Genomic DNA, 25,785 nt, shown 5'->3' with positions numbered 1-25,785 from the left:
TGTACGAGAGGCGACCTATTGGACGGGAGACGAGAGTTTGAGTATGTCTCTCACACTAGTTCGTTCCGACACGACCGCTCGCATGCCGACGACGCCCTCAGGCGAGCTCGTCCGCGTCGAGCGGCGCCGCACTCCGCCAGTAGTGGTCGAAGGTGTCGTTCGCCCACGAGCGGACGGCGTCGTCGTCGGTGTCGAGCGACGCCTGCAGGACGCCGTTCTCGTCGCGCAACAGGAGGTGGACCGTCTCATCGGCGGTGGTGACGGCGAGCGGGATGCCCTCGCCGTGGACGCGCACCGCCGCGTCGTCGTGCGCCAGCAGGTCCTCAAGGAGCGCGCGGAGGTCCGGGGCGTCCGCGAGGGCGTCGATGGCGTGCTCGGAGAACACCCCGCGGAACGTCGCCGCCCCCGCGGTGACGCGCTCGTGGACCGCGCTGAGGCTGCGCTCGTTGAAGGCGTGGGAGAACACCGCCACCTCGGAGGCGTCCCCGATGAGGTCGACGACGCGCTTCACCGGGGCGTCCGGGCGCGTCTCGCTCGGGAAGGTGACCGTGGCGTCCGCGAGATGCCCGAGGTCGAAGTCCATCGCGTGCGTCGGCAGGTACTCCACGACGTCGCGCAACTCGCGCTCGGTCTCGATGATGTCGAGCAAGTCCGTAAAGCCGCTCGCGACGAGGCGACCGGTCGCCGTCGCGACGTACTCACTGCCGGCGCGACGCACCCACGCGCGCTCCTGGAAGTCGGTGAGGATGCGCCCGAGCGTCGCCTGCGAGGCACCCGTCGCCTCCGCGAGCTCGGTGCGCGTGTGCCGGTCTTCCGCGAGGAGTCGGAGCACCTCGACGCGGTTCGGCGAGCGGGCGAGGAACTCCACTTCCTCTAGTGCGGACTCCATACGTACAGGCGCGACGGCTCGCCCTAAATCGTTTTCGCACCGTGAAAGAGTTTCACGCCGTGAAAGAGACGCGGTCCGCGCGGGAGTTTCTTGCCGCACAACGTTTTCTAAACGAAACTATCCCCGTCGGGTTCCTTCGTACAGGTATGACTCACTCTACGCGCACGCTCGCCGCGTTCGGTGCCGCGAGCCTCCTCTTCGGCGGGACGTTCGTCGCCGCCAAGTCCGGCCTCGAGTTCTTCCCGCCCCTCCTCTTCGTCGCGTTCCGCTTCGACGTCGCCGCCGTCGCCCTCATCGCCTACGTCGTCTACGCCCACCGCGGCGCGCTCCGCCCGCGCACCCGCGGCGACGTCCTCGGCATTCTCGCCACCGGCGCGCTCTCCATCGGCCTCACGAACGCCCTCCTCTTCGTCGGCCAGCAGTACGCTTCGAGTGCTGTCGCGTCCATCGTCTTCAGCCTCAACCCCATCCTCACGCCCGTCTTCGCCGGCGTCCTCCTCGCCGAGGAACGCCTCTCGCGGCGCGGCGCCATCGGCCTCCTCGTCGGTCTCCTGGGTGTCGGCCTCGTCGTCAACCCCGACCCCGCGAGTTTCCTCGCCGGCGGTCCCGGGAAACTCATCCTCTTCGCGGGCGCCGTCGCCGGCGCGCTCGGGAGCGTCCTCATCCGCTGGGCCGACAGCGACCTCTCCAGTTCCGTGCGCACCGCGTGGGGGCTCCCGGTCGGCGCGCTCCTCTGTCACGGCCTCAGCCTCGCGAGCGGCGAATCGGTCGCCGCCGTCTCGTGGACGCCGCACGCGCTCCTCGCGCTCGCCTACGTCGGCGTCTTCGCCGGTGCCATCGCCTACATCGCCTACTTCGGTCTCCTCGACGAGACGGGCGCCATCAAAGCCAACCTCGTCTTCTACCTCGTCCCCGTCGTCGCGACGCTCGGCGGCTGGGCGCTCCTCGGCGAGCGCGTCACCGCGCTCACGGTTGCGGGCTTCCTCGTCGTCTTCGCCGGGTTCGCCGTCCTCGGCAGCGAATCCATGGACGTCGGGGCCACCGTCGCGGCGCTCCGGCGGCGCCTCCCCGTCGGCGGCGTCGGGCGCGACGACCCGGCCCCCGTCGACTTCGAGGACGCCCCGCGCGGCTTCGAGTCCGACTAGTCCTCCGTCTCCGTCTTCACGACGACGGCCGGCCGCGTGCTCAGCCGCAGGACGCGGTCCGTCGTGCTCCCGATGAGCGTGCGGTACTCCTCCGGGCGGCGCTTCGTCCCGAGGACGAGCAGGTCGACGTCCGCCTCCTCCGCGTAGTTCACGATGGTTTCGGCGGGCTTGCCGTGTCTGAGCGCGTCCACAACCTCGACGCCGGCGTCTGACGCCTGCTCGCGCACCGCCGTAATGGCTTCCTCCCCGACCTCCTCCATGCCGTGTTCGGGGCCTTCGGCCTCGTCGACGTACTCGTCGCCGCTGTAGGCCTGATAGACGTCCTCGTCGACGACGTAGAGGACGTGGAGGGTCGCGTCGTGGGTGTCCGCGAGGTCGATGGCGTGCGATTCGGCGTTCTCGGAGGCGACGGTGCCGTCGGTGGCAAGCAGGATGCGGTCGTACATCTCGTCGGCACTTCACACCCCGCCCAAATAACGATAGGTGGCCCCTCGGAGTGCCGGCCGCGTATCGAGTCGCGTGTCGGGCACAGCCCCTTTACCTATCACGGGAGATACACCTCCTGATGGTCTCCGACCTCGTCGTCGTTCCGGTACTGGCCGCGACGCTCGGTGTCGTCCTCCTCTACACGGGGTGGAAGCGCCGGCGCATCCACGGCCAGCTCAGCGACGTCGACCCGACGCCGATTCGCGAACTCGCCACGCCGGGCGTCGTCGAAGTCGAGGGTACCGCGACGCCGCGAGACCACCCGTTCGTCGCGCCGATCACCGGTCGGGACGCCGTCCTCGCCGCGTGGAAAGTCGAGGAGTGGGACGAGCGCGGCGACACCTCGACGTGGCGCGAAGTCGCGCGTGGCATCGAAGCGCCCGCCTTCGACGTCGAGGACGAGACCGGGACGCTCGCCGTCGAGGCCGTCTCGAAGCGCAACACCGCCGGGAAGTGGACCCAAACCACCGGCGTCAGCGCCGCGGACGGCGTCCGAATCGAGGACGTCCTCGCGGAGTTCGAGGCCTTCCCCGTCGAGGCGGAGTTCGACCCGGACGAGGAACTTCCCGACGGTATCCGGCGCCTCCACGAGGACCACGGCCTCTACGAGGACACCGGGTCGATAACGAACGCCGTCGATGTCGGCGCGAAACACGGCCGGCGCCGCTATAGCGAGCAGGTCGTCGCGCCCGGCGACGACGTCTACCTCCACGGGCGCATCGAGGCGAGCGACGGCGCGAGCGAGCGCTTCCGACCCGACGAGGCCCATCTCACTGAACCCGCTGACGGCCTCCTCGTCGTCTCCGACCAGGACGAGGCGAGCCTCGAAGCCGAGTTCGCGGGGAGCGCCCGCGTCCGCATCGTCGCCGGCGTCGTCGCCACCGTGGCTGGTGTCGCCGGCGTCGCCTACATGCTCGGCCTTCTCTGAACGCCCGGCCGAAGCTTCAAGTCACCGCGCGAAAATATGATGGTTGACTGGCTAGACTGGCTCGATTCCGGTACTACTCCGGGCCGTCACGACGCCCGAATGTCCCGGTGTTGTCGCCTCAGAGGCCGCTCTTGCGGATGATGCGGCGGCCGGACTGCGTGAGGCGGTCGAGGTTGTTCTTCGCTGTCGGGTTGTGCATCAGGCCGTTGCGCTTGACGACGTTGCCGTCGACGAGCACGGTGTCGATGTTCTCGATGCCGGCTTGGAAGACGACCGTCTCGACGGGCTTGTGGACCGGCGCGGTGTTCAGGTCGTCCGCGTCGATGATGGTGATGTCGGCGCGCTTGCCCGGCGTGAGCGACCCGATCTGGTCCTCGAGGCCGAGGGCGCGCGCGCCCTCGATGGTCGCGAGTTCGAGCGCGCGGTGCGCCGTCGGCGTGACGTTCTGAATCTGCTTGCCCGCATCGACTTCGGGCTGGTTGCGCAGGCCGCGCTCGACCTGCAGCGCCATCCGGAGCTGGGTGAAGATGTCGTCGCTGACGTTCGAGACGATGTCGACACCGACGGACGGCACCGCGCCGGCCTCGAGCGCGTCGCCGAGCGCCGGCATCCCCATCCCCATCTGGAGTTCGACTTCCGGCGTCGTGGAGACGGAGCCGCCGGACTGCCCGATGAGCTCGAACTCCTCCTTCGTGAGGCGGTTCCCGTGGACGTAGTTCAGGTCGTCGCCGAGCAGGCCGAGCTCCTCGAGCTTCTTCACGCCGCCCCCGCCGAGCGACCCGATGTGCATCGACACCGGGATGTCGAGTTCGCGCGCAAGCTCGATGTCCTTCCGGGTGACCTCGTCCGTCGAGTAGTCCGGGCCGCGCGCACCCATCGCGAGCGTGAGGCGGCCGTCAGCGCTCGGGAAGCGCTCCCGCGCGAGGCGCTTGATGTCGTCGGGGTGAGTCGTCGAACTGTTGCTCCACCACTTCGCGCTGTCGTCGCCGGGCGGGCCGTGCGTGAACAGCGCGCGGATGCCGGCGTCCTCAAGGCCGTCGATGGCGCGGTCGGAGTGCTCGGGCGTGTTCGCGATGTGGAACCAGTCGAGCACCGTCGTCGTCCCGGCGTTGAGCTGCATGACCGCGCCGAAGAGGTTGCCGAGGTAGGCGTCCTCCGGTCGGTAGTGGCTGCTGATGTTGCCGAGCATCTTCTCGAGGTACTCCATGAACGTCCAGTCGCCGGCGATGCCGCGCACGCCGGCCTCCCACGTGTGGAGGTGGGCGTTCACGAACCCGGGGACGACGATGCTGTCGCTCGCGTCGATGACGTCCGCCGCCGGCACCTGCAGGTCGTCGCCGATGTGGCGAATCTCGCCGTTCTCGACGTAGACGTCGGTGTCGCGCTGGACGCCGTAGTCCTCGTCGACGGTGACGACCGTCCCGCCCTTGATGAGGACGGAGTTCCGGTTGCCGCGACCGTTCCCGTTGCCCTTGCCCTTCGCCTTCCCCTCCTTGGCGGTCGCCGAGGAGGAGAACGCGACGGCGGCGAGGCCGGCGGCGCCCGCCTGAAGGTAGTTCCGTCGTGAGACGTTCGAACTGGACTGCGCCGTGTCGTCTGTCATGGACACCTCCTGCTTGTGCCGTCGGCGAGTTAGGAATTCGTTCGGCATATCGCAAGACGGTGCGAACCCCGCCGCGAGCGCCGACCCGTCCCGCGCTCGGCCCGCCGCCACCAACTCACTGGGTCGGCGCCGCCGCACGCGCCTCCGTCGCGTCCTCGTCCGCGGCGTCGCCGAAGAACGACTGGATGAGCGCGCTCTCCGCGCGGTTCACCCGATATTGGAGGGTGGACGTCGGGATGTCCTCCATGCGCGCGATTTCCTGGATGGAGTTGCGACGCGGCTGCTCGTAGTAGCCGTGCTCGACGGCGAGTTCGAGCGCCTCGCGCTGGGTCGGCGTGAGCGTCTCGTCGGGCGTCTGGCGCTCCGCCCAGTTCGGCGCGCGCTCGACGTGGTCGAACGAGACGCTGAGGCCGTCGCGGAGGTGCTCGCTGAGTTCGTCGTAGACGCCGCTCATCGCGACGTCGTCCTCCGCGAGGATGCGCCAGACGTACTCGTTGCCGCGCTGTTCGGCCTGCAGGAGGACGCCGTCGCCGAGGCGGGAGGCGACGAGGTAGGGAATCGAGCGACAGCCCGGCCCCTCGGTCTGCTGGGAGTAGATGACGCGACTCGTCGCGTCCGCGTCGAGCAGTTCGTAGCGCCAATCGATCTCGCACCCGCCCATTCCGCGGAGGCTCGAACACCGCGTCAGGTTCTCGATGACGCGGTCGTACGCCGCGAGCGCGTCCTCGGGTCCGGTCACTTCGTCGACGCGCCACATCGTGTTCTCGGTCGCGTGACAGGAGATGGTGTGTGAGGAGAGGCCCGGGTGCTCGATGAAGACGTCCATCAACTCGTCGACGCCCGGCTCGTAGGTGACGGTGAAGGCGAACTCGCGCATCGCCACTATGTGGGTCGCGGAGACACAAGAAGACCGTGTTGGGATATGCCGAACCCCCGGAACGACTGCGTTATCGGCCGCCGTCCTCGGGTTCGAGTGTCGGGAGGACGAACTCGTCGACGGCGCGCAGCGCCTGCTCGGGGGCGTCGTCGTGGCCGAGCGAGATTTTGCGCGCCCGCGCGGCGTGGATGACGTCCGTGATGAGTTGGGCGACGTCCTCGACGTCGACGTCGCGGAACGCGCCCTGCTCGATGCCCTCCTGGAGGACTTCGCTGATGTTCCCGCGGAGCACCTCGTAGTGCTCGTTGAAGACGTCGCGGTGGCGCTCGTTGTGCTGGGCCTGCGAGAAGAGCTCGTGGTAGACGGTCATGCGCTCCCAGTGGTCGAACTCCGTGCCGAGGTCCGGGCCGAGGAGACACTGCTCGATGCGCACTTCGAGGGCGTCCCACGGGTCGGTCACCTCGACAGCCGGTTGGTCCTCGTACTGCTCGACGAGATACTCGAGGAACGCCGAGATGAGATCGTGCTTTCCGTCGAAGTGGTAGTGAATGAGCGTTCGACTCTTCTCGAACTCCTCGCCGATGTCGCGCACGCGCAGGTCCGTGTAGCCGTGTTTGCTGAGCGCGCGGAACGTCGCCTCCATGATGGCTTCGCGCGTGTCAGGAGACGACGCGGTCTCGTTCGCGGGGGGCATACTCGCCCGTACGAGAGTCCGCCTTATGAGCGTCTCGGAGACACGTCAGAAGGAGAGGTGGGAGGTCGAGCCCGGCCCCACGTCCTCCTCGGCGGGACCGGCGTGGAGGTAGGTGTAGTCGTCGTCGGTGAGGTAGACGGCGCCGTCCTCGACGGCGATTTCGACGTCCGGGAGCGTCGTCCCGGCGGCCTCACCGTTGTCGCACTCGCCCGTGCAGGCGTCGAAGAGCGACCCGTGTTTCGGGCAGATGATTTCGCCGTCGCGCATCGGCGCGCCCTCACCCCGGTCGAAGCGCTGACTCTCGTGGGGGCAGTTGTTCACCCACGCCTCGACGCCCGGGTCGTCGTCGCAGCGCACGAGGATGACCTCCTCCTCGTTCGTGAACATGTCCTCGGCGGTGAAGAGGTACGACCCGCGGAGCGGGACCTCCTCGAGGTCGGTGATTTTGGTGCCGTCGACCATGCTGTCAGGTACGGTAACGGTCGGCAAAAGTGTGGTGTCCGAGGCGGACGGCGCGGCGTGGTGGCAGCGCCCTGTGGAGTGCCGTCGCGACGTGCCCATGTCACGCCGCCCCGAACACCGACGGCATCGGCGTGATGCCGGTTCGGATTCGGGGCCCGACGGACAAAAGTGTTGACCATCTGGTCAACACCGCCGCTTCCGTCTCCCGATAGGCTTTACCACTCGGTTAACGATAGGCCGGGTATGAGTCAGTTCGACCGGACGGCCGACGCGGGCGCGGACGCCGAGGCGGACAGCGACCGCGCCGAGACGCCGGTCCCGCGGACCGAATCACGGATGCTTCCCTCAGAGGTGTTCTCCGTCCTCGGCAACGACACGCGCGTCGACATCCTCCGCGCGCTCCTCGAACTCGGTGCCGACGACGAGCCAGTCAGCTTCACCGACCTCTTCGAGCACGTCGACATCGACGACAGCGCGAACTTCAGCTACCACCTCCGCCAGCTCACCGGTCACTTCGTCAAGCAGGGCGACGACGGCTACGAGTTCCGCTCCCCCGGCCGGAAGGTCGTCAGCGCCATCTTCACCGGGACGCTCACCGAGCGCGCGCAACTCGGCTTCTTCCCCGCCAGCGGGGCCTGCTACAACTGCGAGAGCGACCTCCACGGCTGGTACGTCGACGACACCCTCACCATCGGCTGTACCGACTGCGGGGCCATCCAGGTCAGCTATCCCTTCCCCTCCGGCGGCCTCGACGACCGTTCCACCGACGACCTCCTGCAGGCCTTCCACCACTACGTCCGCCACCACTACTGTCTCGCCGCCGACGGCGTCTGCCCCGAATGCACCGGCACCGTCGAGACGAGCGTCCTCCGCGACCCCGAGGACGACGACCTCGACGTCGCCGTCGAACACGTCTGTCAGCGCTGCAACTACCGTCTCCAGTCCACGCTCGGCGTCACTCTCCTCGATGCCGCGCCCGTCCTCGTCTTCTTCGCTGACCGCGACGTCGACCTCAGCACCGAACCGTTCTGGCACTTCGACTGGTGCGTCAGCGACACCCGGACGACCGTCGTCTCCGAGGACCCACTCCGCGTCGAACTCGCGCTCCCTTGTGACGGCGACGAACTCCAGGTGCTCGTCGACGACGACGGCACCGTCGTCGACACCGCCGTCGTTGAGGGCCTCGCGCAGTAACTACTTCTCCCGTGGTTCGCCGGTCCATCGAGCGGCGCCGCTGCTCCTCGAACGTGAAAACGGGGCCGGACGGCCCCGAAAAGAATGCCAACCGTCGAACGTGAAGTGGGCCGACTCGCGAGCGTCGACGGGCGCTCGCGTTCTCGCGGCGCCCTCGCTGGCGCTCGGTTGCCGCGTTACTCGAATCGCTCGACGGCCTGCTCGTAGCGCGCGGCGGGCTCCTCCCAGTCGACGACGTCGAAGAAGGCGTCGATGAAGTCGCCGCGGGCGGGACCGTAGTCGTAGTAGTAGGAGTGCTCCCAGACGTCGAGCGCGAGGATGGGCTGTGCGCCCCAGAGTGCGCCCTGGTCGTGCTTGTCCACGACGAGGTTGCGCAGGCGGTTCGCGTGCGTGTCGTAGACGAGGAGCGCCCAGCCACCGGCGGCCTTCGCGGCGGCCTCGAACTCGCCCTGCCACGCCTCGTAGCTACCGAAGTCCTCCTCGATGCGGTCCGCGAGGGCGCCCTCGGGCTCGTCGCCGCCCTCGGGGCTCATGGACTGCCAGAAGAGCGTGTGGAGGATGTGGCCGGAGCCGTTGTGCGTGACGTTGCGGATGGCGCTCGCGGAGCCGGAGAAGTCGCCCTCCTCGCGGGCCTCGGCGAGCGTCTCCTCGGCGGAGTTCCAGCCGTTCACGTAGCCCTGGTGGTGCGTGTCGTGATGCCAGTTGAGCACCTGTTCGCTGATGGACGGTTCGAGCGCGTCGTAGTCGTACGGAAGCGGCGGAAGTTCGTAGTCGCTCATGTGCACTTCCGTCTATACACGGGACGGATATGAACGTTCTCTGTAGCGCGTTTGAGTAGGTAGAGTGATAAATACTCAAGATCTCGAAATCAGAGAATAGAGCCGTTTAAATCCGACTTCAAGAAACATACTATCCGGATATTGTCTGTTCACGACTTCCGAATACGAGATGCTTATCAGTAGTGAGTACGTCAGGTCGTGTATGGCTACAGACGAGACAGCGCGCAGTCCCGACGACCCGGTCGCGGGGCAGACCGTCCGCCACGGGACGGGCGTGAACTCGAACCGGGCGTTCCCGACCGACAACTACCCGGCGAACCTCGACCCGTTCGTCCTCTTCGAGCGCTTCTACATCGACCCCGACAAGGGATTCCCGATGCACCCGCACAAGGGGTTCGAAATCGTCTCCTACATGATCGAGGGCGGGATGGACCACGAGGACTCCCTCGGCGTCGAGCACACCGCCTACGAGGACGAGGTCATGCGCATCACGACCGGGAGCGGCATCCGGCACTCCGAGTTCCCTGCGGACGGGCAGGCCTGCAACGGCCTCCAGCTCTGGGTGAACCTCCCGCGCTCCGAGAAGGAGGCCGACCCGGACTACGTCGACGCCACCAGCGAGGACCTCCCCACGGAGGAACGCGAGGGCGCGACCGTCACCACCGTCATCGGCGAGGGCTCGCCCATCGAGCTCTACACCGAGATGGAGTACCTCGACGTCCACGTCACGGACTCGTGGACGTGGACGCGCCCCGAGGGCTGGTCGGGCTTCCTCTACGGCGTCGAAGGCGAGGGTACCGTCGACGGGAGCGAGTTCGGCGTCGGCGACGTCCTCCCCGTCACGGAGGACCGCGACGTCGAGGTGGCGAGCGACGAGGGGACGCTCCGCCTCGTCGCCGTCGCCGGCGAACCTCACGACGAGCCGATTCGCCAGCAGGGCCCGTTCGTCTTCTAACTCTCTTCCTACTCGCAGCGGCGTCTGAGCTCTACGACGACGCCGTGCGTCACCCAGTCGCCCGCGTTCTGGGTCTCGAAGCGCGTCGCCCGCCAGCCGTCGCTGGTGCGGGGGACGCGGAGCCGCCAGCGCGTCCCGGCCGGACTCACGCCCGCGGGGACGAGGACGACGCGGACGCCCGCCGGGCCGCGCTCCGTGGCGACGACGTCGGCGTCGAACGTCGCGCCATCACTGAGACGGCCGCGCACGCAGTCCCCGGGACGCAAGCGCCCGACGACGCGGGCGTGGCCCGCCATTGACACGTCGGACACGTCACTCACCGTGCGTCCCGTGGTCGTTCACGTCCGGAAGGACTCGCCACAGCCGCACTCCCGGGCGACGTTCGGGTTCTCGACGTCGAAGCCCGCGCTCTCGAGGCCGGTCTCGTAGGTGAGGACGGAGCCGGCGATGTACTCCTCGCTCGCCGGGTCGACGAAGACGCGGAGGCCGTGCGCTTCCACGACGTCGTCGTCGTCCTCGGGCGCGTCGTCGAAACGCATCCCGTAGGAGAGGCCGGCACAGCCGCCCTGCTGGACGAAGAGGCGCAGGCCTGCCACGTCCGTGTCCATGTCCTCACCGTCGAGAAGCGAGAGCGCCTGCGCGGCGGCGTCTTCGGTGACTTCGACCGTCGGGGTGGTGGCTGCCGTAGACATACACGGCTCTAGCGGGTACACGCCTAAGAAGGATTCCTGTAGGCGCCTACAGTCAGGTCACGCACGCTCGTCGAGGACTCGTTCGACGATGGCACTCGTCGCGTGGAGTTCGCGCTCGTCCGTCGGGTCCTCAAGCGCGGAGATGCGGACGACGCTCGCGTCGAAGCCGTGGTCGGCGAGGCTGGCTTCGAGGCCGGCGACGTCGAACGGCTGGTCGTGGCCGATGGCGACGACGTCCGGATCGATGTCTTCGAGCGGGGCGTAGATGTCCGTCGGGTGGCCGAGGTGGGCGTCGTCCACGACGTCGAGGGCGGCGACGACGTCGCGGCGCTGGTGCGCGGGGAGGAGCGGCTGCTTCTCGCTCTCCGCGCCGGCGTGACGGCCGATGACGACGTGGAGTTCGTCGCCGTGGGTCGCGGCCTCCCGCAGGTAGTGGAGGTGGCCGGGGTGGAGCAGGTCGAACGTCCCCTGCGCGAGGACGCGCGTCCCAGTGGTGGTCATGTCCTCGAGTTCGCTCCGGGCGTACCAATACGCTGTGTCCTGCGCGCGACTCGCCGCGACCCCGGGCTATTTGACCATCTGGTACATCTCGGAATTACAACTGTATCCGTGTACAGCGAGGGACTATGTGGGTCGCGCCTGTCTCGAGGGACAGGGACGACTCTACGACCTTTGACCAGATGGTAAACTTCTTTACGTCGGCGCTACCACTGGCACGTATGGTAGACGTAGCAGTCGTCGGCGGAGGTCCCGCCGGTCTGAGCGCCGCACAGTTCGCCGCGAAGAACGACCTCGAGACCGTCGTCTTCGACACCGACGAGACGTGGATGCACAAGGCGCACCTCTTCAACTACCCGGGCGTGCGCTCCATCGACGGGATGACGTTCATCGACATCGCGCAGAAGCAGGCGACGGCCCGCGGCGCTGACCTCCACGAGAACGAGGAAGTCACGAGCGTCGAGCAGACCGACGACGGCTTCGCCCTCACCACGGAGGAGGGCGAGTACGAGGCCGACTACGTCGTCCTCGCGACCGGTGGTAACCGCGACCTCGCCGAGGACCTCGGCTGTGAGTTCACCGACGAGGAGGTCGTCGACGTGAACGTCGACATGCAGACGTCCATCGAGGGCGTCTACGCGACCGGTGCGATGGGTCGGGACACGAAGTGGCAGGCCGCCATCGCCGTCGGCGACGGCGCGGCCGCCGTCCTCGACATCCTCTCCAAGGAGAAGGGCGAGTACTATCACGACTTCGATATGCCGTCGGACGTCCCCGAACTCTGATAGGACGACCCGACGGTCGTCGGCGACAGAACTGCGTCGGCGCACGCGCGCCGAAACCATCCGTATATTCCCCTGTTTCAGAGTATGGCAGCACTACCGGACGAGCAGAGACGAGAACGAGCAATACGCACGTTCGCGGAGACGATCGGTTCGGAGTGGCACCTCCGGATTCTCCACGCCCTCCGCGACGACGAACTGCGCTTCAGTGAACTCGAGGAGCGCACTGAGAGCAGTCCGTCCACGCTCTCGCGCGTCCTCGGCGACCTCGGCGACGACGGCCTCGTCGCGCGGCGCGTCGAGGACCGCCCCATCGCGACGTACTACCAGTTGACGGACCGTGGACGCGCGCTCGCGCCGGTCTTCGACGCAATTGAAACGTGGGCCGACGAGCACCTCGACGCGTAACGTCACGGTCGTTTCGCTGGCTGTCCGCTCCGACCTCTCATCTCAATATATAGTTTGTCGGACTGAGCTGTCGCCGCCTCCGTCGGTGGAGCGGGTGCTCGACGGCACGCGACACACACGACTCGGCACCTGACTCGAGTCGCGACGAGAACGGCGGACATCCCGGTGTCGGCGGCCGGGCGCTAGAGGCCGAGGCGTTCCGTGAGGTCCTCGTCGAGGCGACTACGCACTTCGTAGTCGTACTCCTCCGGCGGGTAGTCGTCGGCGTAACGCTCCGTCATCCAGTTGCCGCGCTCGCGCTCGAACACACCGGACGCGTACTCGTCCACGTCGCGCACCGGCTCGATGTCGACGACGCGCTCCCCGGCGTCGAAGCGGTTGGCTTGCTCGACGGTCCCGTGGGCGTCGAGGACGATAACGTAATCCCCGTCCGTGACGGGTTGGCCGTCCGGCGTCTCGAAGAGCGTCATGTCCGTGGCGTCGCGCGGCAGTCGGACAAACCTTGGGGGCGGTGCGCCCCGAAGGCCTTTGCGGCTGCCGGGCGTCGCCCCGCTCATGATTCGGCGACTCGAGCGGAGCGGCGGCGACGTCCTCGGGTACGAGGTCGGCGACGAACTCAGCGAGGCAGAGCTCGAGGCGATTCTGGAGGACATCGAGACGACCATCGCCGAGGAGGGGGCGGTGCAGATACTCGTCCACATGCCCGACGTCCCGCGCCCGGACCTCGACGCGCTCGACGAGGACATCGGTTTCTGGTTGGAGCACGGCGACGACATCGGGCGCTACGCCGTCGTCGGCGACAGTCGCCTCCTCGAGTGGGTGACCGACGTCGAGGACCACCTCACGAGCATTGACCTGCGCTACTTCGACGAGGACGAGATGGACGAGGCGTGGGATTGGTTGGAGTCGGCCTGACGCCTCACCGGTAGTCGGCGAGCGAGACGTACGCCCCCTCGTGGGCCGACATCCACGTCGTCGTGAGCGCCGCGTTCGGGACGTCCGGCGGGTAGAGCGTGAACACCTCGCCGTCGTCGGCCTCCTCGACGACGCCGCGGACAGGCGGCGGCGTCGGTTCAGCGGTGACCTCGACGTCGCGACGCGGGCCGTCCGCCGCGTCGACCGTCCCGGCACCAGCCCCTACTCCGCAATCGTCCGTTTTCTCCGCCGAATTAATGGGACTTTCTTCGCTCATACTTTTGATTGTCCTTCGTATGTACTTATATCTCCCGAATCACGGCAATATCGTCTATTCATGGGTGGTGGAACCATCCATTTGTACCGCCTCGCCCTACTGGTACCCATGGACGCGCCCGACGTGCCGGTGGCCGACGTGCGACTCCGGGCGATGGAGGCGGCGCCGGTCGGTATCACCATCACGGACCCGACGCGACCCGACAACCCGCTCGTCTACGTCAACGACGCCTTCGAGCGCGTCACCGGCTACGCCCGCGAGGACGTCCTCGGGCGGAACTGCCGGTTCCTCCAGGGTCCCGAGACGGACCCGGACGCCGTCGCCGACCTCCGCGAGGGCATCGCCGCCGCCGAACCGACCACCGTCGTCCTCCGCAACTACCGCGCGGACGGCGAGGCGTTCTGGAACGAAGTGACAGTCGCGCCGTTGCGCGACGACGACGGGCAGGTGACGCACTTCGTCGGGTTCCAGACGGACGTCACCGCCCGCGTCGAGGCCGAGGCTGCTCTCGAGAGCGAGCGCGCGCACCTCGCGCGCTTCCTCGACCGACTGGAGGGCGTCGTCGGCGACGTGACGCAGGCCGTGGTGAGCGCGGACGGCCGCGCGAGCGTCGAGGAGGCCGTCTGCGAGCGCCTCGCCGCCGTCGACACCTACTCGTTCGTCTGGATCGGCGACGTCGACCACGCGACCGGCGTCGTCCGCCCCCACGCGTGGCAGGGCGACGCGGACGTCGCGGCCGACGCGCTCGCCGTCGACCGTGACGACCCCGACAGCCCGGTGGCAAACGCCGTCGAGACGGGGACGGTCCAGCACGTCACCGGCCCGCGGGCGAACGACTATCTCCCGGCCCTCGACGTCGGCGGCGTCGCCGCGATACCGCTGCGCTATCGGGAGACGACCTACGGCGTGCTCGTCGTCGCCACGCCGACGTCGGCGGCACTCGACGAGTCGGAGCTGACCGTGCTCGAAGCCCTCGGGCGCACCGTTGCGACGGCGCTGAGCGCGCGCGAGTCCCGCCGGCTCATCGCCGACGACGGGCAGGTCGCCGTCGAGTTCGCGGTGTCGGACGACTCGCTGTTCGTCGTCGACCTCTCCGCGCGCGTCGACGGGACGTTCGACTACCGCGGGATGGTCGAGGAGTCGGACGCGCCCCTGCTCTTCTTCGACGTGGACGCCGACCCCGAGGCGGTGTTGGCGGCGGCCGCCGATGTCCCGGCCGTCGCATCCGCGGGCGTCGTCGGCGACGCGGGTGAGACCGGCCTCTTCGAGTTCCGCCTCCGCGGCGACTCGTTCGTCCGCGAGCTCGCCGAACGCGGCGCGCGCGTCAGGGAGATGCACGCCGCTGGCGGCGAGGGCCGCATCCACGTCGATTTCTCCGCGAGTGCGGACGTCCGCGCGGCCGTCGAGCGGGTGCGCGAGCGCTACCCCGGCGTCGAGGTGGTCGCGTACCGGGAGGACGAACGCCCGCCGACGGCGGAGCGCGACGCCTTCGCTGGCCTCGAGGACCTGCTCACCACGCGGCAGTTCACCGCGCTCCAGAAGGCCTACCTCTCGGGCTACTACGACGCGAACCGCTCGGTGACCGGCGAGGCGCTCGCGGAGTCGATGGGCATCTCGCGCTCGACGTTCCACCAGCACCTCCGGGCCGCCGAGCAGAAGGTGTTCGCCGCGGCCTTCGAACGGTGATACCTTACTAGTCGGGTAGTGGTCTCTTACAACCGCCCTGAGTAGGTGTACGGTACGCCACGCCCACACGACGCCGCGCGCCGAGTGTGATGGCCGTGCTCGAATCATGGTATCTCCCGACGACGTCGCCGAGAGCAAGGCGATACAGCAGCGAACTGGCCCCACCTTCCACCTCGCGACGCGCCTCCTCCCCCGGCGCGTCCGTCGCGCCACCTACGTCCTCTACGGGTTCTTCCGCGTGGCGGACGACGTGGTCGACGACCCCGACGGTGACCCGGAGCGCCAGCGCCGCGAACTCGCCGAGATACGCGCGGCCGTCCTCGACGGCGCGGACACCGACGACCCGGTCCTCGAGGCCTTCCGCGACCTCACCGCCCGCTACGACATTCCCGACGAGGAAGTCGAGACGTTCCTCGACGCGATGGCGATGGACCTCGAGACGCGGCGCTACGAGACCCACGACGACCTCGCCGAGTACCTGCGCGGATCGTCCGTCGCCGTGGGCTACATGCTGATGGACGTCATGGCGGCCGACGGCGGGATGGACGAGGCCGACGTCGCGGCGGCGCGCCCACACGCGCGAGCGCTCGGCGAGGCGTTCCAACTCACGAACTTCCTGCGCGACGTCCGCGAGGACGTCCGGGACTACGGTCGGGTCTACGTCCCGACGGCGCGCCTCGAAGAGCACGGCGTCACCGTCGCGGAGATCGAGGACTGCGCGTTCTCCGAGCGCTTCGCGGCACTGATGCGCGCGGAACTCCGGCGCACCGAACGCCTCTATCGGGAGGGCGTCGCCGGCATCGAGTTCCTCCCCGACGACTGCCAGTTCGCCGTCCTGCTCTCGGCGGTGCTCTACGCCGACCACCACCGCGTCATCCGCGAGCACGGCTACGACACGCTCTCCGAACGGCGGACGCTATCGAAATCTCGACGCCTCCGCCTCGTCGCCGCGACGGCCTACCACTGGTGGCGGACGGGCGACCCCGTCGAGACGTTCTACGCCGCGAGCGCGGTTCCGCAAGTCGATGGGAGCGGGCCCGGCCGCCGCACGCGGCGCGCCGCCCGTTCGGTTCGGACGCGGGCGCGGAACGCCGTCGCGACGCTCCGGGGGGTCTGGGAGTGAGCGACCGCACGGCCACCGTCGTCGGCGGCGGGTTCGGCGGCCTCGCGACGGCGTGCTTCCTCGCGGACGCCGGCTGGGACGTCACCGTCGTCGAGCGGAACGACCAGCTCGGCGGGCGCGCGAGCGTCCTCGAACGCGACGGCTTCCGCTTCGACATGGGGCCGTCGTGGTACCTGATGCCGGACGTCTTCGAGCGCTTCTTCGCCCACTTCGACCGCGAACCCGCGGACTACTACGACCTCGAACGCCTCGACCCGCACTACCGGGTCTACTTCAAGGATACCGAGGCGCGTCGCGCCTCGAACGATTCGAGCGGCGACGAGCCGCGAGAACACGGTGATCCCGTCGATGTCACTGGCGACGTCGACGAGATGCAGGACGTGTTCGAGTCCTACGAGGCTGGCGCGGGCGACGCCCTGCGCGACTACCTCGCGCAGTCCGAGGAGGCCTACGAGGTGGGGATGGAGCACTTCGTCTACACGGACCGGCCGCGCTTCCGGGACTACGTCGACTGGGACGTGATTCGGAACGCCCACGGCCTCGGGTTGCTCTCCTCGATGCAGGAGCACGTCGCGGAGTACTTCGAGCACCCGAAACTCCAGCAGCTTGTCCAGTACTCGCTCGTCTTCCTCGGTGGGTCGCCGACGAACACACCCGCGCTCTACACGCTGATGAGCCACGTCGACCTGAACCTCGGCGTCTACTACCCCGAGGGCGGCCTCGGCGCCGTCGTGGACGCGGTCGCCGACCTCGGGCGCGAGCGCGGCGTGACCTACCGAACTGGTGAGGAAGTGACGGCCGTCCGGGGGACGCGCGGCGCGATGCGCACTGAACTCGCGGGCGGCGAACTCCTCACGAGTGACGTCGTCGTTTCCGATGCCGACTACGCCCACACCGAGCAGGACCTCCTCGCGCCCGAGAACCGCCAGTACGACGCCGACTACTGGGAGTCGCGGACGTATGCGCCGTCCGCGTTCCTCGTCTACCTCGGCGTCGAGGGTGACGTCGAGGAACTCGCCCATCACACCCTCGTCTTCCCCGAGGACTGGGACCCGCACTTCGAGGCCATCTTCGACGAGCCGGCGTGGCCCGACGACCCCGCCTACTACCTCTGTGCGCCCTCGAAGACGGACGACACCGTCGCGCCCGACGGCCACAGCAACCTCTTCGCGCTCGTCCCCATCGCGCCCGGCCTCGACGACGACGAGGAGACCCGCGCGGCCTACCGCGACCGACTGCTGGACGACATCGCCACGAACACCGGTGTCGACCTGCGCGACCGCATCGTCGTCGAGGAACAGTTCTCGGTCTCCGACTTCGCGTCGCGCTACAACGCCACCGAGGGGTCGGCGCTCGGCCTCGCGCACACCCTCCGGCAGACCGGCCCGCTGCGTCCCGACCATCGCTCGGACGCCCTCGACGGCCTCTACTACACTGGCGGGTTCACGCGGCCCGGCATCGGCGTCCCGATGTGCCTCATCAGCGGCGAGCACGCCGCGACCGCCGTCCTCGACGACGCCCGATGAATCGGGTTCGTCGCCTCCTCGCCCAGTCGCGCCCGCGCTTCTGGCTCTACCTCGCTGGGCCCGCGCTCGTCGGCGTCGCGTACGGGGCGAACACGGTCGGGAACCTCCTTGCACCGGCGTCGCTCGCGCTCCTCGCGTACTTCCTCCTGCCGGCGAACGTCTACCTCTACGGCGTCAACGACGTCTTCGACGCGGACGTCGACCGAGAGAACCCGAAGAAGGAGGACAAGGAAGTGCGCTATCGCGGCGACTCCCTATTGCTGGGGGCCGTCGCCGTCAGCGCGCTTCTCGGGGTGGCGCTCGCCGTCGCCCTTCCGCCCGCCGCGCCGTGGCTACTGGCGTTCCTCGCCCTCGGATGGGCGTACAGCGCGCCGCCGCGCCTGAAGACCCGGCCGCCGCTCGACTCGCTCTCGAACGGCCTCTACGTCCTCCCCGGCGTCGCCGCCTACGCCGCGCTCACCGGCCACCTGCCGCCCGTGCTCGCCGTCGTCGGTGGGTGGCTGTGGACGATGGCGATGCACACCTTCTCGGCCATCCCGGACATCGGCCCGGACCGCCGCGCCGGCATCCGCACGACAGCCACCGTCCTTGGCGAGACGGGCGCAATCGCCTACTGCGGGGCGTGTTGGCTCCTCGCCGCCGCCGTCTTCGGCATGCTCGACGTGCGGGCCGGCCTCCTCCTCGGCGTCTACCCGCTCCTCGCGCTCGGCCTCCGGGTCGGTGACGTGGCCATCGACCGGGCGTACTGGTGGTTCCCTGCCATCAACGCCGCCGTCGGCGCGATACTGACACTGGGCGGCCTGTGGGGTGTCGTCAATGCGTGAGCGACGACTCGCGCGCCACCTGCCCGCACGCGGTGCGGTTGAGCGCCGCCTCGAAGCGTTCGTCGAGGCGAACCGCCTCACGCTCGCCGTCGTCGCGCCCGTCATGGGGGCGCTGTCGCTCCTCGCGGGTGCGTACGGCTTTCTCCCGCCCGAAATCGCGTTCAGTCCCGTCGCGCTCGTCGCCGGGACGCTCATGTTGCGCCTCCCGCTCGTCGCCGGCCTCGCGCCGCTCCTCGACCGGCGCGCCGTCGGCGCACTCGCCGGCCTCTGCGCGTACAGTTACGGCATCGAGTACGTCGGCACCACGACCGGCTGGCCGTACGGCGCGTTCGCCTACGGCGTCGAACTCGGGCCGATGGTCGCGGGCGTCCCGCTCGCGCTCCCGCTGTTCTTCGTGCCGCTCGTCGTCAACGCCTTCCTCCTCACCGTGCTGGTGCTCGGCGACGCGGCCGCCGACTGGCGGCTTCGCGTCCCCGCCGTCGTCCTCGTTGTCGTCGGCATCGACGCCGTCCTCGACCCGGGCGCGGTGGCGCTCGGCTTCTGGGCGTACGGCGGCGGTGGCGTCTACTACGGCGTCCCGCTCTCGAACTACGCCGGCTGGGTGCTCTCCGCGACAGTCGCGGCGCTCGCCCTTGAGGCCGCGTTCGACGTCGCCCCGCTTCGCCGGCGCCTCGAAACCTGCGCGTTCGTTCTCGATGACCTCGTGAGCTTCGTCCTCCTCTGGGGCCTCGTCAACCTCGCGTTCGCCAACTGGCTCCCCGTGCTCGGCGCGCTCCTGCTCGTCGCCGCGCTCTGGCGGGCCGAGCGTTTCGACGTCGCGCTCCGGCGGCCCGTTCGCGGCCGCTCGTGGCGCTGACGAGCGTGAAAAAGGTAGACGGCGTTCGGGTGGCGAATTCCCCGCCACACGCGTCGTGCGTCAGTTCTCGTCGAGGAAGGACTCGATGGCGTCGCCGCCCTGGAACCCCTCGGCGAGTTTCGCGACGACCTCGCCGTCCTCGAAGAGCACGAGCGTCGGGACGCTGCGGACGTCGTAGCGCTCGACGAAGTCGAGGTCGTCGCCGGCGTTCGCCATCGCGACGGTGACGTCGTCGCGGGCGCGGGCGACGTTGCCGAGGACGGGCTCGATGGCGTTGCAGAGCGAGCATCCCGAGGTGTAGAGGTCGAGGAGGACGCGGTCCTCGCGCTCGAGGAGGTCGTCGAGGTCGTCAGTGTCGTCGAGTCGGACGACTGCCGGCGTCGTTTCTTGCATGGTATTGTGTTCGGCCTGCACGACCAAGAACCCTCCTCGGGGTGCGCTACCAGACGACGTGAAGGAGGACGTAGACGACGACGCCGAGGCCGAAGGAGACCAGCCAGAGCGCCGCCGCGACGCGGCCGACGCGCGCGTGGTTCGTGCGCGGGATTTCGGCGACGTCGCGCGTGAGTCCGAGCAGGACGACGTAGTAGAGCAGCGGGATGCAGACGATGGCGAGGAAGATGTGAATCGCGAGCACGGGCAGATAGACGTACTGCTCGACGACTGCGGGCCCGGTGAACGACGTCGGCCCGCGCAGGCTCACCCGGTAGAGGTAGAGCACGAGGAAGAGCGCGAAGAGGCCGAGGCCGGCGAGCATCGCGCGCCGGTGGCGTGCGACGTCCCCGCGACGGATGTGGCGCCATCCGAGCGCGACGACGGCGAACGCGACGAGACAGACGGCGGCGTTCAGCGTCGGTATCAGCGAGAGGAACCAGTCGGGCGCGCCCGGGAGGACGGCGCTCGGAATCACCTCGAAGACGGCGCCGAAGACGAGCGCGAGCGAGGCGACGCTCAACACGGCGGTCGCGGCGGGCACGTGGTCGGCGAGTGCGGAGTCAGACATCGCGAGTACGTCCCGGTCTTTCCTCGCCTCCGCAATCAACCCTTCCGTCGGCGCGCGCGACGCGTCACTCCGCCGTCGTGTTCGCCGGGTTCGGCGTCACGAGGACGGGGACGTCCGAGAGGCGGACGAGGCGCTCGGTGACGCTCCCGACGAGGTGGCGTTCGAGGCCCGTGCGGCCGTGTGTCCCCATGACGATGCAGTCCACGTCGTGCTCGTGCGCGTAGTCGACGACGGTGCGGGCGGGGGTCCCGTTCAGCACCGCCGTCTCAACCTCCCGGACGTCGTTCGTCTCCGCGATGTCGGCGAGCGACACGACCGCGCGCACGCCCGCTTCCTCGATAGCGTCGAGCGCGCTCTCGGAGAGTTCGGCGCCGAACGCCCCGGGGTCGACGGCGTGGACGACGTGGAGCGTCGCCCACGTCGCCCGCGCGAGGTCGATTGCGTCCCGTGCGGCGGCCTCGGCGCAGTCGCTCCCGTCCGTCGGCACCAACAGGGTCTCGATGTCGGGGTTCAGCGTCGTCTCCGCGTGGACCGTCAACACGGGAACGGACGACTCGCGCAGCACCATCTCGGTGACGCTCCCGAGGACGAACCGCTGGAGGCCCGAGCGGGCGTGCGTCCCCATGACGATGCAGTCGGCCTCGATTTCGCGGGCGTAGCGCAGAATCGCCTCGTGAATCGGGCCGTCCGCGTCGATTGTCGCCGTCGTGACGTCGACGCCAACGCTCTCGGCGTGCTCCGCGGCGGCCGTCGGAACCATCGCCGACTCGTCGAGCGCGGTGCCGTCGCCGGTCCGGACGTTCACGATGGTGACGTCAGCCTCGACTTGCGCGGCGAACGTCACCGCGGCCTCGACGGCCGCCGATGAGGCGTCGCTCCCGTCGGTCGGACAGAGCAGTTGCGTGTACATAGTTGTCACTACACACCCTATGCACGTCAGTTTACGCCCTGATTCTCACGCCGCGGGAGACTACACGGGGACGAGCATGACGGGGACGGCGCGCGTCTCCAGTACCGCCTTCGTCATGCTCGGGTGTGTGATGCCTTCGACGGCCGTGCGCTCGACGGCCCCCATCACGACGTACTCGTACTCCTCGTTGGACTCCAGAATCGCGTCGATGAGGCGTTTGTTCGGCGAGACGTTCGTGTCGTCCGAGAACTCGCGCTCCTCGACGACGACCTCCGCCGAGACGTCCGGCGCGACGCGCTCGAGCGTTTCCTCGGCCTCTTCGCGCACTGCGTCGATGCTCGCGTCCTCGGTTTCCTGGACGTGGTAGACGAACAGGTCGTGGCCGCTCGCCGACGCCTGTCGCGCCGCGAACTCCAGCACTGCCGTCCGTCGCTCGGGTTCCCCGTAGGCGACGAATATGGTCCCCATGGCGCCCCGTTCGACCGGCCGGCCCTTTAGCGATTCGGCGACGCGGCCGGTGATGGCGTCCGCCGCAATCGGGACTCATCCCCGCCGCTTGACCGTCTCCCGGAGCGCGACGACTTCCTCGCGTATCGCCCGCCACTGCTCGACGTCGCCCGGTACGCCGTCGTCCGTCGCGTCGCCCGCGATGCCGTCACTCTTGGTGGTCTGGTCGACGAGCGCGCGCACCTCGCGGGGGTCCGGGACGCCGCGGAAGACGAGGCTCCCGCCGCCCGCGAGTTCGAACTCGACGGAGCCGTAGCCGAACAGCGACCCCGTGAGTGACTGGGCGTACGCGCTGTTTTGGACGGTTTCGAGCGCCGCCTGCGTCACCGCCCGTGAGAGCACGCCCGTCTTCTTGTAGAGCGCGTCCTCGCTCACGACGTACTGGGTGTTCCGGTTGGCGAGGTAGCGCCAGCCCGCCCCCGCAACTCCGAGCGGGACCAGCAGGAGGGCGAGTGCCGTCTCCGCGACGACCCAGCCGACGACGCCGGCGAGGACGAGCGCGAGTCCGGTGACGACCGCGGGGAGTACGCGCGTGACGCGCGGGTGTGCCGTCCACACCACCGACTCGTCCGACTCCAGCGGGATTGCCGGGTCGATGTCGTCGTGGGTCGGCGCCTCCTGCGACGTCATTGGCCCGTTGACTCGGTCCCGTCCGCGCCCTCATCGGGCGTCGCGTCGCCCGATTCGTTGCTCGTGGGCGCCGACTCCTCCGTCTCCACGCCCGCCGTCTCGACTCCCTCGCGCGCCTCGAGCGTCTGCCGAATCGCGCGGAGTTCGTCGCGGATGTCTTCGAGGACGTCCGCCGGCGACTCCTCGCCCTCTCGGGTTCGCTCGCCGCGCGCGGCCTTCACGCGCTCGTTGATGCGCTCCTGGACCGAACGAGGGTCGGGCACCGACTGGAACTGCATCTCGACGCCCGACCCGCCCGCCGTCGAGACGTCGACGGTGCCGTAGCCGAACTGCGAGCCGAAGAACCCCTGACTGTAGGAGGTGTTCTGGACCTTCCCGAAGTCGATGCGCTGGACGTCCCGCGAGAGCACGCCCGTCTTCTTGTAGAGCGCCTCCGTCGTGACGACATACTGGGTGTTCTCGCGGTGGAAGTACGCGCCGGCGATGACGAGCAGGCCGACGAGCACGATCGCGAGTGGAATCCCGACGACGAGCGCCGGAATCAGGCTGCTCTTGTGGGGTTTCCCCGCCCACACGACTGATTCGTCCGCATCGAGCGTCAACCAGTCGAGCGTCGACGGGTCGATGTCTTCGGCTCCGGACATGGTCTGAATTCTCTACCCGCCGACAAGAAAGTTCGCCCGGACTCACTCGCCCCTTCCTCAGGGCGCGTAGGTGCCTTCGAGCGTCGCCCGTGCGACGACATGGCCCTCGACTGCGTCCTCGACGTCGGCCTTCGTTGCGCCCGGCGGCAGATCGAGCGTGTCGTCGAGCGCGAACAGGCGGAAGCGATAGGTGTGCTCGCGGTCCGGCGGGTTCGGGCCACCGTAGCCGCGCTCGTCGTAGTCGTTCGTCCCCTCGGTGGCGCTCGCGGCGTCCCAGTCCTCGGGGATTCGCTCGCGGTCGGGGTCGACGTCCCAGACGACCCAATGCGCCCACACCTTCCCGGCGGGCTCGACGGCGTCCGGGTCGTCGAGGACGAGCACGAGCGACTCGGCCGCCTCGGGGACGCCCTCGATCTCGAGTGGTGGGTTCACGTCCGCCTCGGTGTAGCCGTACTCCCGGGGTATCGGCGCGCCGTCGTCGAACGCGGGACTCGCGAGTTCGAGGTCGCTCATCGTTCGGGGGAACCGTCGAACGGGCCGCCCGTAAGCGTCGTGGCCACCATGGTGACGAGGCGATGGGTGGATACCCCACCGGGACGAACGCCACCGTATGACCGAGACGATACGCGGAACCGTCCTCCACGTCGTCCCGCCGGACGAACACGACGACCACGACTTCGACCCTGACCTCGAAGCGCTCGCGGCGGGCCACACCGTCGTTGTCTGTCGGCGCGGCGGCGACCCCTCGCCGCTCCGGCGCGTCTGGTCGTTCCTCACCGGCGGGTCGATTACGGCCGTCACCGTCGTCCTCGACGAGACCCCCGAGGAGGGCGACGAGATATCGGTGACGGCCCACGAGACGGCCATCGACGGCGTCTACGACGCGACGTCGTAGTACGCCGTCGCCGAATCGCCTCTGTTTCAGGGAAACGCGACTGCCGTCAGCTATCGGCGGTACTCCTACCGTTCAGCGTCGGTTATACAGAGTAGGCGAGAAAACCCACGAGTTCAGCCGTGGGATGAATCGCCGCACAGTTTGCAACCACTGAAACCGCAACGTTTGAGCTCTCACGCTGCGTTTCTGTAATTGTCGTTGCGATGGTTTCCCATCGTGAATGACTGTCCGAGAACTGGCAGTTGACTTGGTGTTTACCCCATCAAAAAGTAAGCCTTCGGACACACAGACCGACGGTAAACAACCAGATACCTCCGAATCCCCCACGGGATAGTCGTGGGAGGATGTCACAGCCACAGCGATGAGCCGTGCGTATTTTGTCAAATCAGCTGAAAATGGGCGTATGGTCCCCCTCCAGGCTGGACTCCCCGGTGGTCCCGAACTCCTACTCATCGGCCTGCTGTTCCTCATCATCCCCTTCGTGTTGGCGTACTGGGTGTACAGTGACGCTCAGAAACGCGACAACAGCAATGCCGCGCTGTGGGCCGTCGCCGTCGGCGCACTCACGTACTTGACGTTCTTCGGCGGGATACTCGCGCTCGTCGTCTACCTCTGGGACCGCGAGTGACGGTGTTGCGGCCTCGGTCGAAGAAGCGGAATCCTGCTCTCTAGTCCTCGCGCTCGTGTCGGACCGTCACGACGGGGACGGGCGAGGTGCGGACGGTCTGTTCGGCGACGCTCCCGAGGAGGACGCGCGCGACGCCGCGCCGCCCCGTCGTTCCCATCACGACGGCCTGAGCGTCCGTCTCCTCGACCGTGTCGCGTATCGCGTCCGCGGGCGCGCCGTGCTCGACGTGGCCGACGGCCTCCAGCCCCCGCGCCTCCGCGTCCGCGAGGACGTCGTCCACGGCGGACTGTGCGGCCGACTCCAGTTCCTCGCTCATCGTCACCGAGCGGACGTCGATGCCGAGCGAGTAGTCGTCGACGACGGAGAGGACGTGGACGGTGGCGTCGAGCGCGTCCGCGAGCGCGAGGCCGTGCTCGGCGGCGCGCGTCGCGGCCGTGCTCCCGTCGGTCGGAATCAGGACGCGCTCGTAGGGGAACGCGATTCGGCCCTCTTCCGGCAGTCGCGCGGTGAGCACCGGCACGTCGGTGAGGCGGACGACTTTCTCGGTGACGCTCCCGAGAAGGTGGCGCTTGAGGCCCGTGCGGCCGTGCGTCGGCATCACGACGAGGTCGAAGCCCTCCGCGTCGGCGTACTCGACGACGGTCTCCGCGGGCCCGCCCTGTACGACGACCGTGTCGTGCTCGACGCCGAGCGTCTCGAACGTCTCCGCGGCCTCGGCGACGATTTCCTCGCCCTGTTGGACGAGCGCGTCCACGACGGTCTTGCCGACCGTCGTGACGCTGTCGCGCGTCGTGTCCGCGACGTGGAGCACGCGGACGGTGGCGTCGGCCCACTGGGCGAGCTCGGCGGCGTGATGCAGTACCGGACTCGCGCCCTCGCTGCCGTCGACGGGAAGGAGGATGTCGTCGTACATGATTGGCCGCTACGGCGGAGCGCGTGTAAGGTGTTTCCCCGCTCGCGCCCGTGTCC

General features: G+C 68.7%; 34 protein-coding genes. 14 read left to right on the top strand and 20 right to left on the bottom strand.

The annotated features are described in order from the left end of the window. Nucleotides 1–97: 97 nt before the first annotated feature. Nucleotides 98–889, bottom strand: a complete 792-nt coding sequence (locus ACQUS8_RS14080; RefSeq protein ID WP_435102202.1) for a helix-turn-helix transcriptional regulator — start codon at nucleotides 887–889, stop codon at nucleotides 98–100. 146 nt (nucleotides 890–1,035) lie between these two features. Here ACQUS8_RS14080 and ACQUS8_RS14075 point away from each other — a divergent pair, with 146 nt between their 5' ends. Further along, on the top strand, nucleotides 1,036–2,034 hold the full coding sequence (locus tag ACQUS8_RS14075; protein ID WP_435102200.1) for a DMT family transporter: 999 nt from the start codon (nucleotides 1,036–1,038) through the stop codon (nucleotides 2,032–2,034). Here the strand turns inward: ACQUS8_RS14075 and ACQUS8_RS14070 are convergent. Beyond that, nucleotides 2,031–2,480, bottom strand: a complete 450-nt coding sequence (locus ACQUS8_RS14070) for a universal stress protein (protein WP_435102198.1) — start codon at nucleotides 2,478–2,480, stop codon at nucleotides 2,031–2,033. The two genes, ACQUS8_RS14075 and ACQUS8_RS14070, sit on opposite strands and share 4 nt — an antisense overlap. Nucleotides 2,481–2,599: 119 nt before the next feature. Here ACQUS8_RS14070 and ACQUS8_RS14065 point away from each other — a divergent pair, with 119 nt between their 5' ends. After that, a complete protein-coding gene (locus ACQUS8_RS14065; protein WP_435102196.1) occupies nucleotides 2,600–3,448 on the top strand; it encodes a hypothetical protein in 849 nt (282 codons plus the stop codon). 118 nt (nucleotides 3,449–3,566) lie between these two features. Here ACQUS8_RS14065 and ACQUS8_RS14060 read toward each other — a convergent pair whose 3' ends face one another. The 4 genes from ACQUS8_RS14060 to ACQUS8_RS14045 form a co-directional block, all read right to left on the bottom strand. Beyond that, the gene (locus ACQUS8_RS14060) at nucleotides 3,567–5,051 is read right to left on the bottom strand and encodes an amidohydrolase family protein (RefSeq protein ID WP_435102194.1); all 1,485 of its coding nucleotides are present in this window, start codon (nucleotides 5,049–5,051) and stop codon (nucleotides 3,567–3,569) included. A 115-nt stretch (nucleotides 5,052–5,166) separates the two neighbouring features. Then, the gene (locus ACQUS8_RS14055; RefSeq protein ID WP_435102192.1) at nucleotides 5,167–5,928 is read right to left on the bottom strand and encodes a helix-turn-helix domain-containing protein; all 762 of its coding nucleotides are present in this window, start codon (nucleotides 5,926–5,928) and stop codon (nucleotides 5,167–5,169) included. A gap of 70 nt (nucleotides 5,929–5,998) precedes the next feature. Then, nucleotides 5,999–6,622, bottom strand: a complete 624-nt coding sequence (locus tag ACQUS8_RS14050) for a TetR/AcrR family transcriptional regulator (RefSeq protein WP_435102190.1) — start codon at nucleotides 6,620–6,622, stop codon at nucleotides 5,999–6,001. A 45-nt stretch (nucleotides 6,623–6,667) separates the two neighbouring features. Then, on the bottom strand, nucleotides 6,668–7,084 hold the full coding sequence (locus ACQUS8_RS14045) for a Rieske (2Fe-2S) protein (RefSeq protein WP_435102188.1): 417 nt from the start codon (nucleotides 7,082–7,084) through the stop codon (nucleotides 6,668–6,670). A gap of 243 nt (nucleotides 7,085–7,327) precedes the next feature. Here ACQUS8_RS14045 and ACQUS8_RS14040 point away from each other — a divergent pair, with 243 nt between their 5' ends. Then, nucleotides 7,328–8,278 (top strand): winged helix-turn-helix domain-containing protein, encoded by a 951-nt coding sequence (locus ACQUS8_RS14040; RefSeq protein WP_435102185.1) that lies wholly within the window; start codon nucleotides 7,328–7,330, stop codon nucleotides 8,276–8,278. Nucleotides 8,279–8,454: 176 nt separating this feature from the next. Here ACQUS8_RS14040 and sod read toward each other — a convergent pair whose 3' ends face one another. Then, nucleotides 8,455–9,057: a superoxide dismutase gene (gene sod, locus ACQUS8_RS14035; RefSeq protein WP_435102183.1), complete on the bottom strand. Its 603-nt coding sequence runs from the start codon at nucleotides 9,055–9,057 to the stop codon at nucleotides 8,455–8,457. A gap of 202 nt (nucleotides 9,058–9,259) precedes the next feature. Between sod and ACQUS8_RS14030 the strand changes: the two genes are divergently transcribed. Beyond that, nucleotides 9,260–10,012, top strand: a complete 753-nt coding sequence (locus tag ACQUS8_RS14030; RefSeq protein ID WP_435102181.1) for a pirin family protein — start codon at nucleotides 9,260–9,262, stop codon at nucleotides 10,010–10,012. 8 nt (nucleotides 10,013–10,020) lie between these two features. Here the strand turns inward: ACQUS8_RS14030 and ACQUS8_RS14025 are convergent, their stop codons facing one another. Genes ACQUS8_RS14025 through ACQUS8_RS14015 form a run of 3 tightly spaced genes read right to left on the bottom strand, consistent with a single transcriptional unit; the run spans nucleotide 10,021 to nucleotide 11,205 of the window. Beyond that, nucleotides 10,021–10,323 (bottom strand): hypothetical protein, encoded by a 303-nt coding sequence (locus ACQUS8_RS14025; RefSeq protein ID WP_435102179.1) that lies wholly within the window; start codon nucleotides 10,321–10,323, stop codon nucleotides 10,021–10,023. A 27-nt stretch (nucleotides 10,324–10,350) separates the two neighbouring features. Then, nucleotides 10,351–10,704, bottom strand: coding sequence for a HesB/IscA family protein (locus tag ACQUS8_RS14020; RefSeq protein ID WP_435102177.1), 354 nt, complete (start codon nucleotides 10,702–10,704; stop codon nucleotides 10,351–10,353). Between the two features lie 57 nt (nucleotides 10,705–10,761). Further along, complete coding sequence (locus tag ACQUS8_RS14015; RefSeq protein WP_435102175.1) at nucleotides 10,762–11,205, bottom strand: adenylyltransferase/cytidyltransferase family protein; 444 nt, start codon at nucleotides 11,203–11,205, stop codon at nucleotides 10,762–10,764. Nucleotides 11,206–11,423: 218 nt separating this feature from the next. Between ACQUS8_RS14015 and ACQUS8_RS14010 the strand changes: the two genes are divergently transcribed. Beyond that, nucleotides 11,424–11,987 (top strand): FAD-dependent oxidoreductase, encoded by a 564-nt coding sequence (locus tag ACQUS8_RS14010; RefSeq protein WP_435102173.1) that lies wholly within the window; start codon nucleotides 11,424–11,426, stop codon nucleotides 11,985–11,987. An 84-nt stretch (nucleotides 11,988–12,071) separates the two neighbouring features. Then, the gene (locus tag ACQUS8_RS14005; protein WP_435102171.1) at nucleotides 12,072–12,392 is read left to right on the top strand and encodes a winged helix-turn-helix transcriptional regulator; all 321 of its coding nucleotides are present in this window, start codon (nucleotides 12,072–12,074) and stop codon (nucleotides 12,390–12,392) included. 182 nt (nucleotides 12,393–12,574) lie between these two features. On the opposite strand, the gene ACQUS8_RS14000 is transcribed toward ACQUS8_RS14005, so the two are convergent. Next, nucleotides 12,575–12,862 (bottom strand): hypothetical protein, encoded by a 288-nt coding sequence (locus ACQUS8_RS14000; protein WP_435102169.1) that lies wholly within the window; start codon nucleotides 12,860–12,862, stop codon nucleotides 12,575–12,577. A gap of 85 nt (nucleotides 12,863–12,947) precedes the next feature. Between ACQUS8_RS14000 and ACQUS8_RS13995 the strand changes: the two genes are divergently transcribed. Further along, on the top strand, nucleotides 12,948–13,307 hold the full coding sequence (locus tag ACQUS8_RS13995; protein WP_435102167.1) for an STAS/SEC14 domain-containing protein: 360 nt from the start codon (nucleotides 12,948–12,950) through the stop codon (nucleotides 13,305–13,307). A gap of 4 nt (nucleotides 13,308–13,311) precedes the next feature. Here the strand turns inward: ACQUS8_RS13995 and ACQUS8_RS13990 are convergent, their stop codons facing one another. After that, complete coding sequence (locus ACQUS8_RS13990; RefSeq protein WP_435102165.1) at nucleotides 13,312–13,584, bottom strand: DUF7511 domain-containing protein; 273 nt, start codon at nucleotides 13,582–13,584, stop codon at nucleotides 13,312–13,314. A gap of 108 nt (nucleotides 13,585–13,692) precedes the next feature. Here ACQUS8_RS13990 and ACQUS8_RS13985 point away from each other — a divergent pair, with 108 nt between their 5' ends. The 5 genes from ACQUS8_RS13985 (at nucleotide 13,693) to cruF (ending at nucleotide 19,599) form a co-directional block, all read left to right on the top strand. After that, on the top strand, nucleotides 13,693–15,270 hold the full coding sequence (locus tag ACQUS8_RS13985; protein WP_435102163.1) for a bacterio-opsin activator domain-containing protein: 1,578 nt from the start codon (nucleotides 13,693–13,695) through the stop codon (nucleotides 15,268–15,270). A gap of 106 nt (nucleotides 15,271–15,376) precedes the next feature. Continuing rightward, nucleotides 15,377–16,393, top strand: a complete 1,017-nt coding sequence (locus ACQUS8_RS13980; protein WP_435102161.1) for a phytoene/squalene synthase family protein — start codon at nucleotides 15,377–15,379, stop codon at nucleotides 16,391–16,393. Then, nucleotides 16,390–17,919 (top strand): phytoene desaturase family protein, encoded by a 1,530-nt coding sequence (locus ACQUS8_RS13975; RefSeq protein WP_435102159.1) that lies wholly within the window; start codon nucleotides 16,390–16,392, stop codon nucleotides 17,917–17,919. Before ACQUS8_RS13980 ends, ACQUS8_RS13975 begins: the two co-directional genes overlap by 4 nt. After that, the gene (locus ACQUS8_RS13970) at nucleotides 17,916–18,743 is read left to right on the top strand and encodes a prenyltransferase (RefSeq protein WP_435102157.1); all 828 of its coding nucleotides are present in this window, start codon (nucleotides 17,916–17,918) and stop codon (nucleotides 18,741–18,743) included. The genes ACQUS8_RS13975 and ACQUS8_RS13970 overlap by 4 nt, the downstream gene beginning before the upstream one ends. Further along, complete coding sequence (gene cruF, locus ACQUS8_RS13965) at nucleotides 18,736–19,599, top strand: bisanhydrobacterioruberin hydratase (RefSeq protein ID WP_435102155.1); 864 nt, start codon at nucleotides 18,736–18,738, stop codon at nucleotides 19,597–19,599. The genes ACQUS8_RS13970 and cruF overlap by 8 nt, the downstream gene beginning before the upstream one ends. 60 nt (nucleotides 19,600–19,659) lie before the next feature. Here the strand turns inward: cruF and ACQUS8_RS13960 are convergent, their stop codons facing one another. The 7 genes from ACQUS8_RS13960 to ACQUS8_RS13930 all read right to left on the bottom strand — a co-directional run bounded on the left by ACQUS8_RS13960 (nucleotide 19,660) and on the right by ACQUS8_RS13930 (nucleotide 23,806). Beyond that, nucleotides 19,660–19,992: a thioredoxin family protein gene (locus ACQUS8_RS13960; protein ID WP_435102153.1), complete on the bottom strand. Its 333-nt coding sequence runs from the start codon at nucleotides 19,990–19,992 to the stop codon at nucleotides 19,660–19,662. Nucleotides 19,993–20,038: 46 nt separating this feature from the next. Continuing rightward, nucleotides 20,039–20,602, bottom strand: coding sequence for a DUF420 domain-containing protein (locus tag ACQUS8_RS13955; protein ID WP_435102151.1), 564 nt, complete (start codon nucleotides 20,600–20,602; stop codon nucleotides 20,039–20,041). A 64-nt stretch (nucleotides 20,603–20,666) separates the two neighbouring features. Further along, nucleotides 20,667–21,512, bottom strand: coding sequence for a universal stress protein (locus ACQUS8_RS13950; protein ID WP_435102149.1), 846 nt, complete (start codon nucleotides 21,510–21,512; stop codon nucleotides 20,667–20,669). A gap of 60 nt (nucleotides 21,513–21,572) precedes the next feature. Next, nucleotides 21,573–21,980: a universal stress protein gene (locus tag ACQUS8_RS13945; protein WP_435102147.1), complete on the bottom strand. Its 408-nt coding sequence runs from the start codon at nucleotides 21,978–21,980 to the stop codon at nucleotides 21,573–21,575. 75 nt (nucleotides 21,981–22,055) lie between these two features. Beyond that, nucleotides 22,056–22,649: a PH domain-containing protein gene (locus ACQUS8_RS13940; protein WP_435102145.1), complete on the bottom strand. Its 594-nt coding sequence runs from the start codon at nucleotides 22,647–22,649 to the stop codon at nucleotides 22,056–22,058. Then, entirely contained in the window at nucleotides 22,646–23,293 is a 648-nt protein-coding gene (locus ACQUS8_RS13935) for a PH domain-containing protein (RefSeq protein ID WP_435102143.1), read from the bottom strand. The genes ACQUS8_RS13940 and ACQUS8_RS13935 overlap by 4 nt, the downstream gene beginning before the upstream one ends. A gap of 57 nt (nucleotides 23,294–23,350) precedes the next feature. Continuing rightward, on the bottom strand, nucleotides 23,351–23,806 hold the full coding sequence (locus ACQUS8_RS13930) for a YbhB/YbcL family Raf kinase inhibitor-like protein (RefSeq protein WP_435102141.1): 456 nt from the start codon (nucleotides 23,804–23,806) through the stop codon (nucleotides 23,351–23,353). A 97-nt stretch (nucleotides 23,807–23,903) separates the two neighbouring features. Here ACQUS8_RS13930 and ACQUS8_RS13925 point away from each other — a divergent pair, with 97 nt between their 5' ends. Further along, complete coding sequence (locus tag ACQUS8_RS13925) at nucleotides 23,904–24,188, top strand: DUF7526 family protein (protein ID WP_435102139.1); 285 nt, start codon at nucleotides 23,904–23,906, stop codon at nucleotides 24,186–24,188. Nucleotides 24,189–24,591: 403 nt separating this feature from the next. Next, complete coding sequence (locus ACQUS8_RS13920; RefSeq protein ID WP_435102137.1) at nucleotides 24,592–24,816, top strand: hypothetical protein; 225 nt, start codon at nucleotides 24,592–24,594, stop codon at nucleotides 24,814–24,816. 40 nt (nucleotides 24,817–24,856) lie between these two features. Here ACQUS8_RS13920 and ACQUS8_RS13915 read toward each other — a convergent pair whose 3' ends face one another. Beyond that, on the bottom strand, nucleotides 24,857–25,729 hold the full coding sequence (locus ACQUS8_RS13915; RefSeq protein WP_435102135.1) for a universal stress protein: 873 nt from the start codon (nucleotides 25,727–25,729) through the stop codon (nucleotides 24,857–24,859). Between the last annotated feature and the right edge of the window lie 56 nt (nucleotides 25,730–25,785).

The sequence above is a fragment of the Halarchaeum sp. P4 genome (assembly GCF_051195175.1).
In the GTDB taxonomy this organism is placed as follows: domain Archaea; phylum Halobacteriota; class Halobacteria; order Halobacteriales; family Halobacteriaceae; genus Halarchaeum.
The sequence above is the reverse complement of the archived record's forward strand: the minus strand, read 5'-3'. Positions and strand labels throughout refer to the sequence as shown.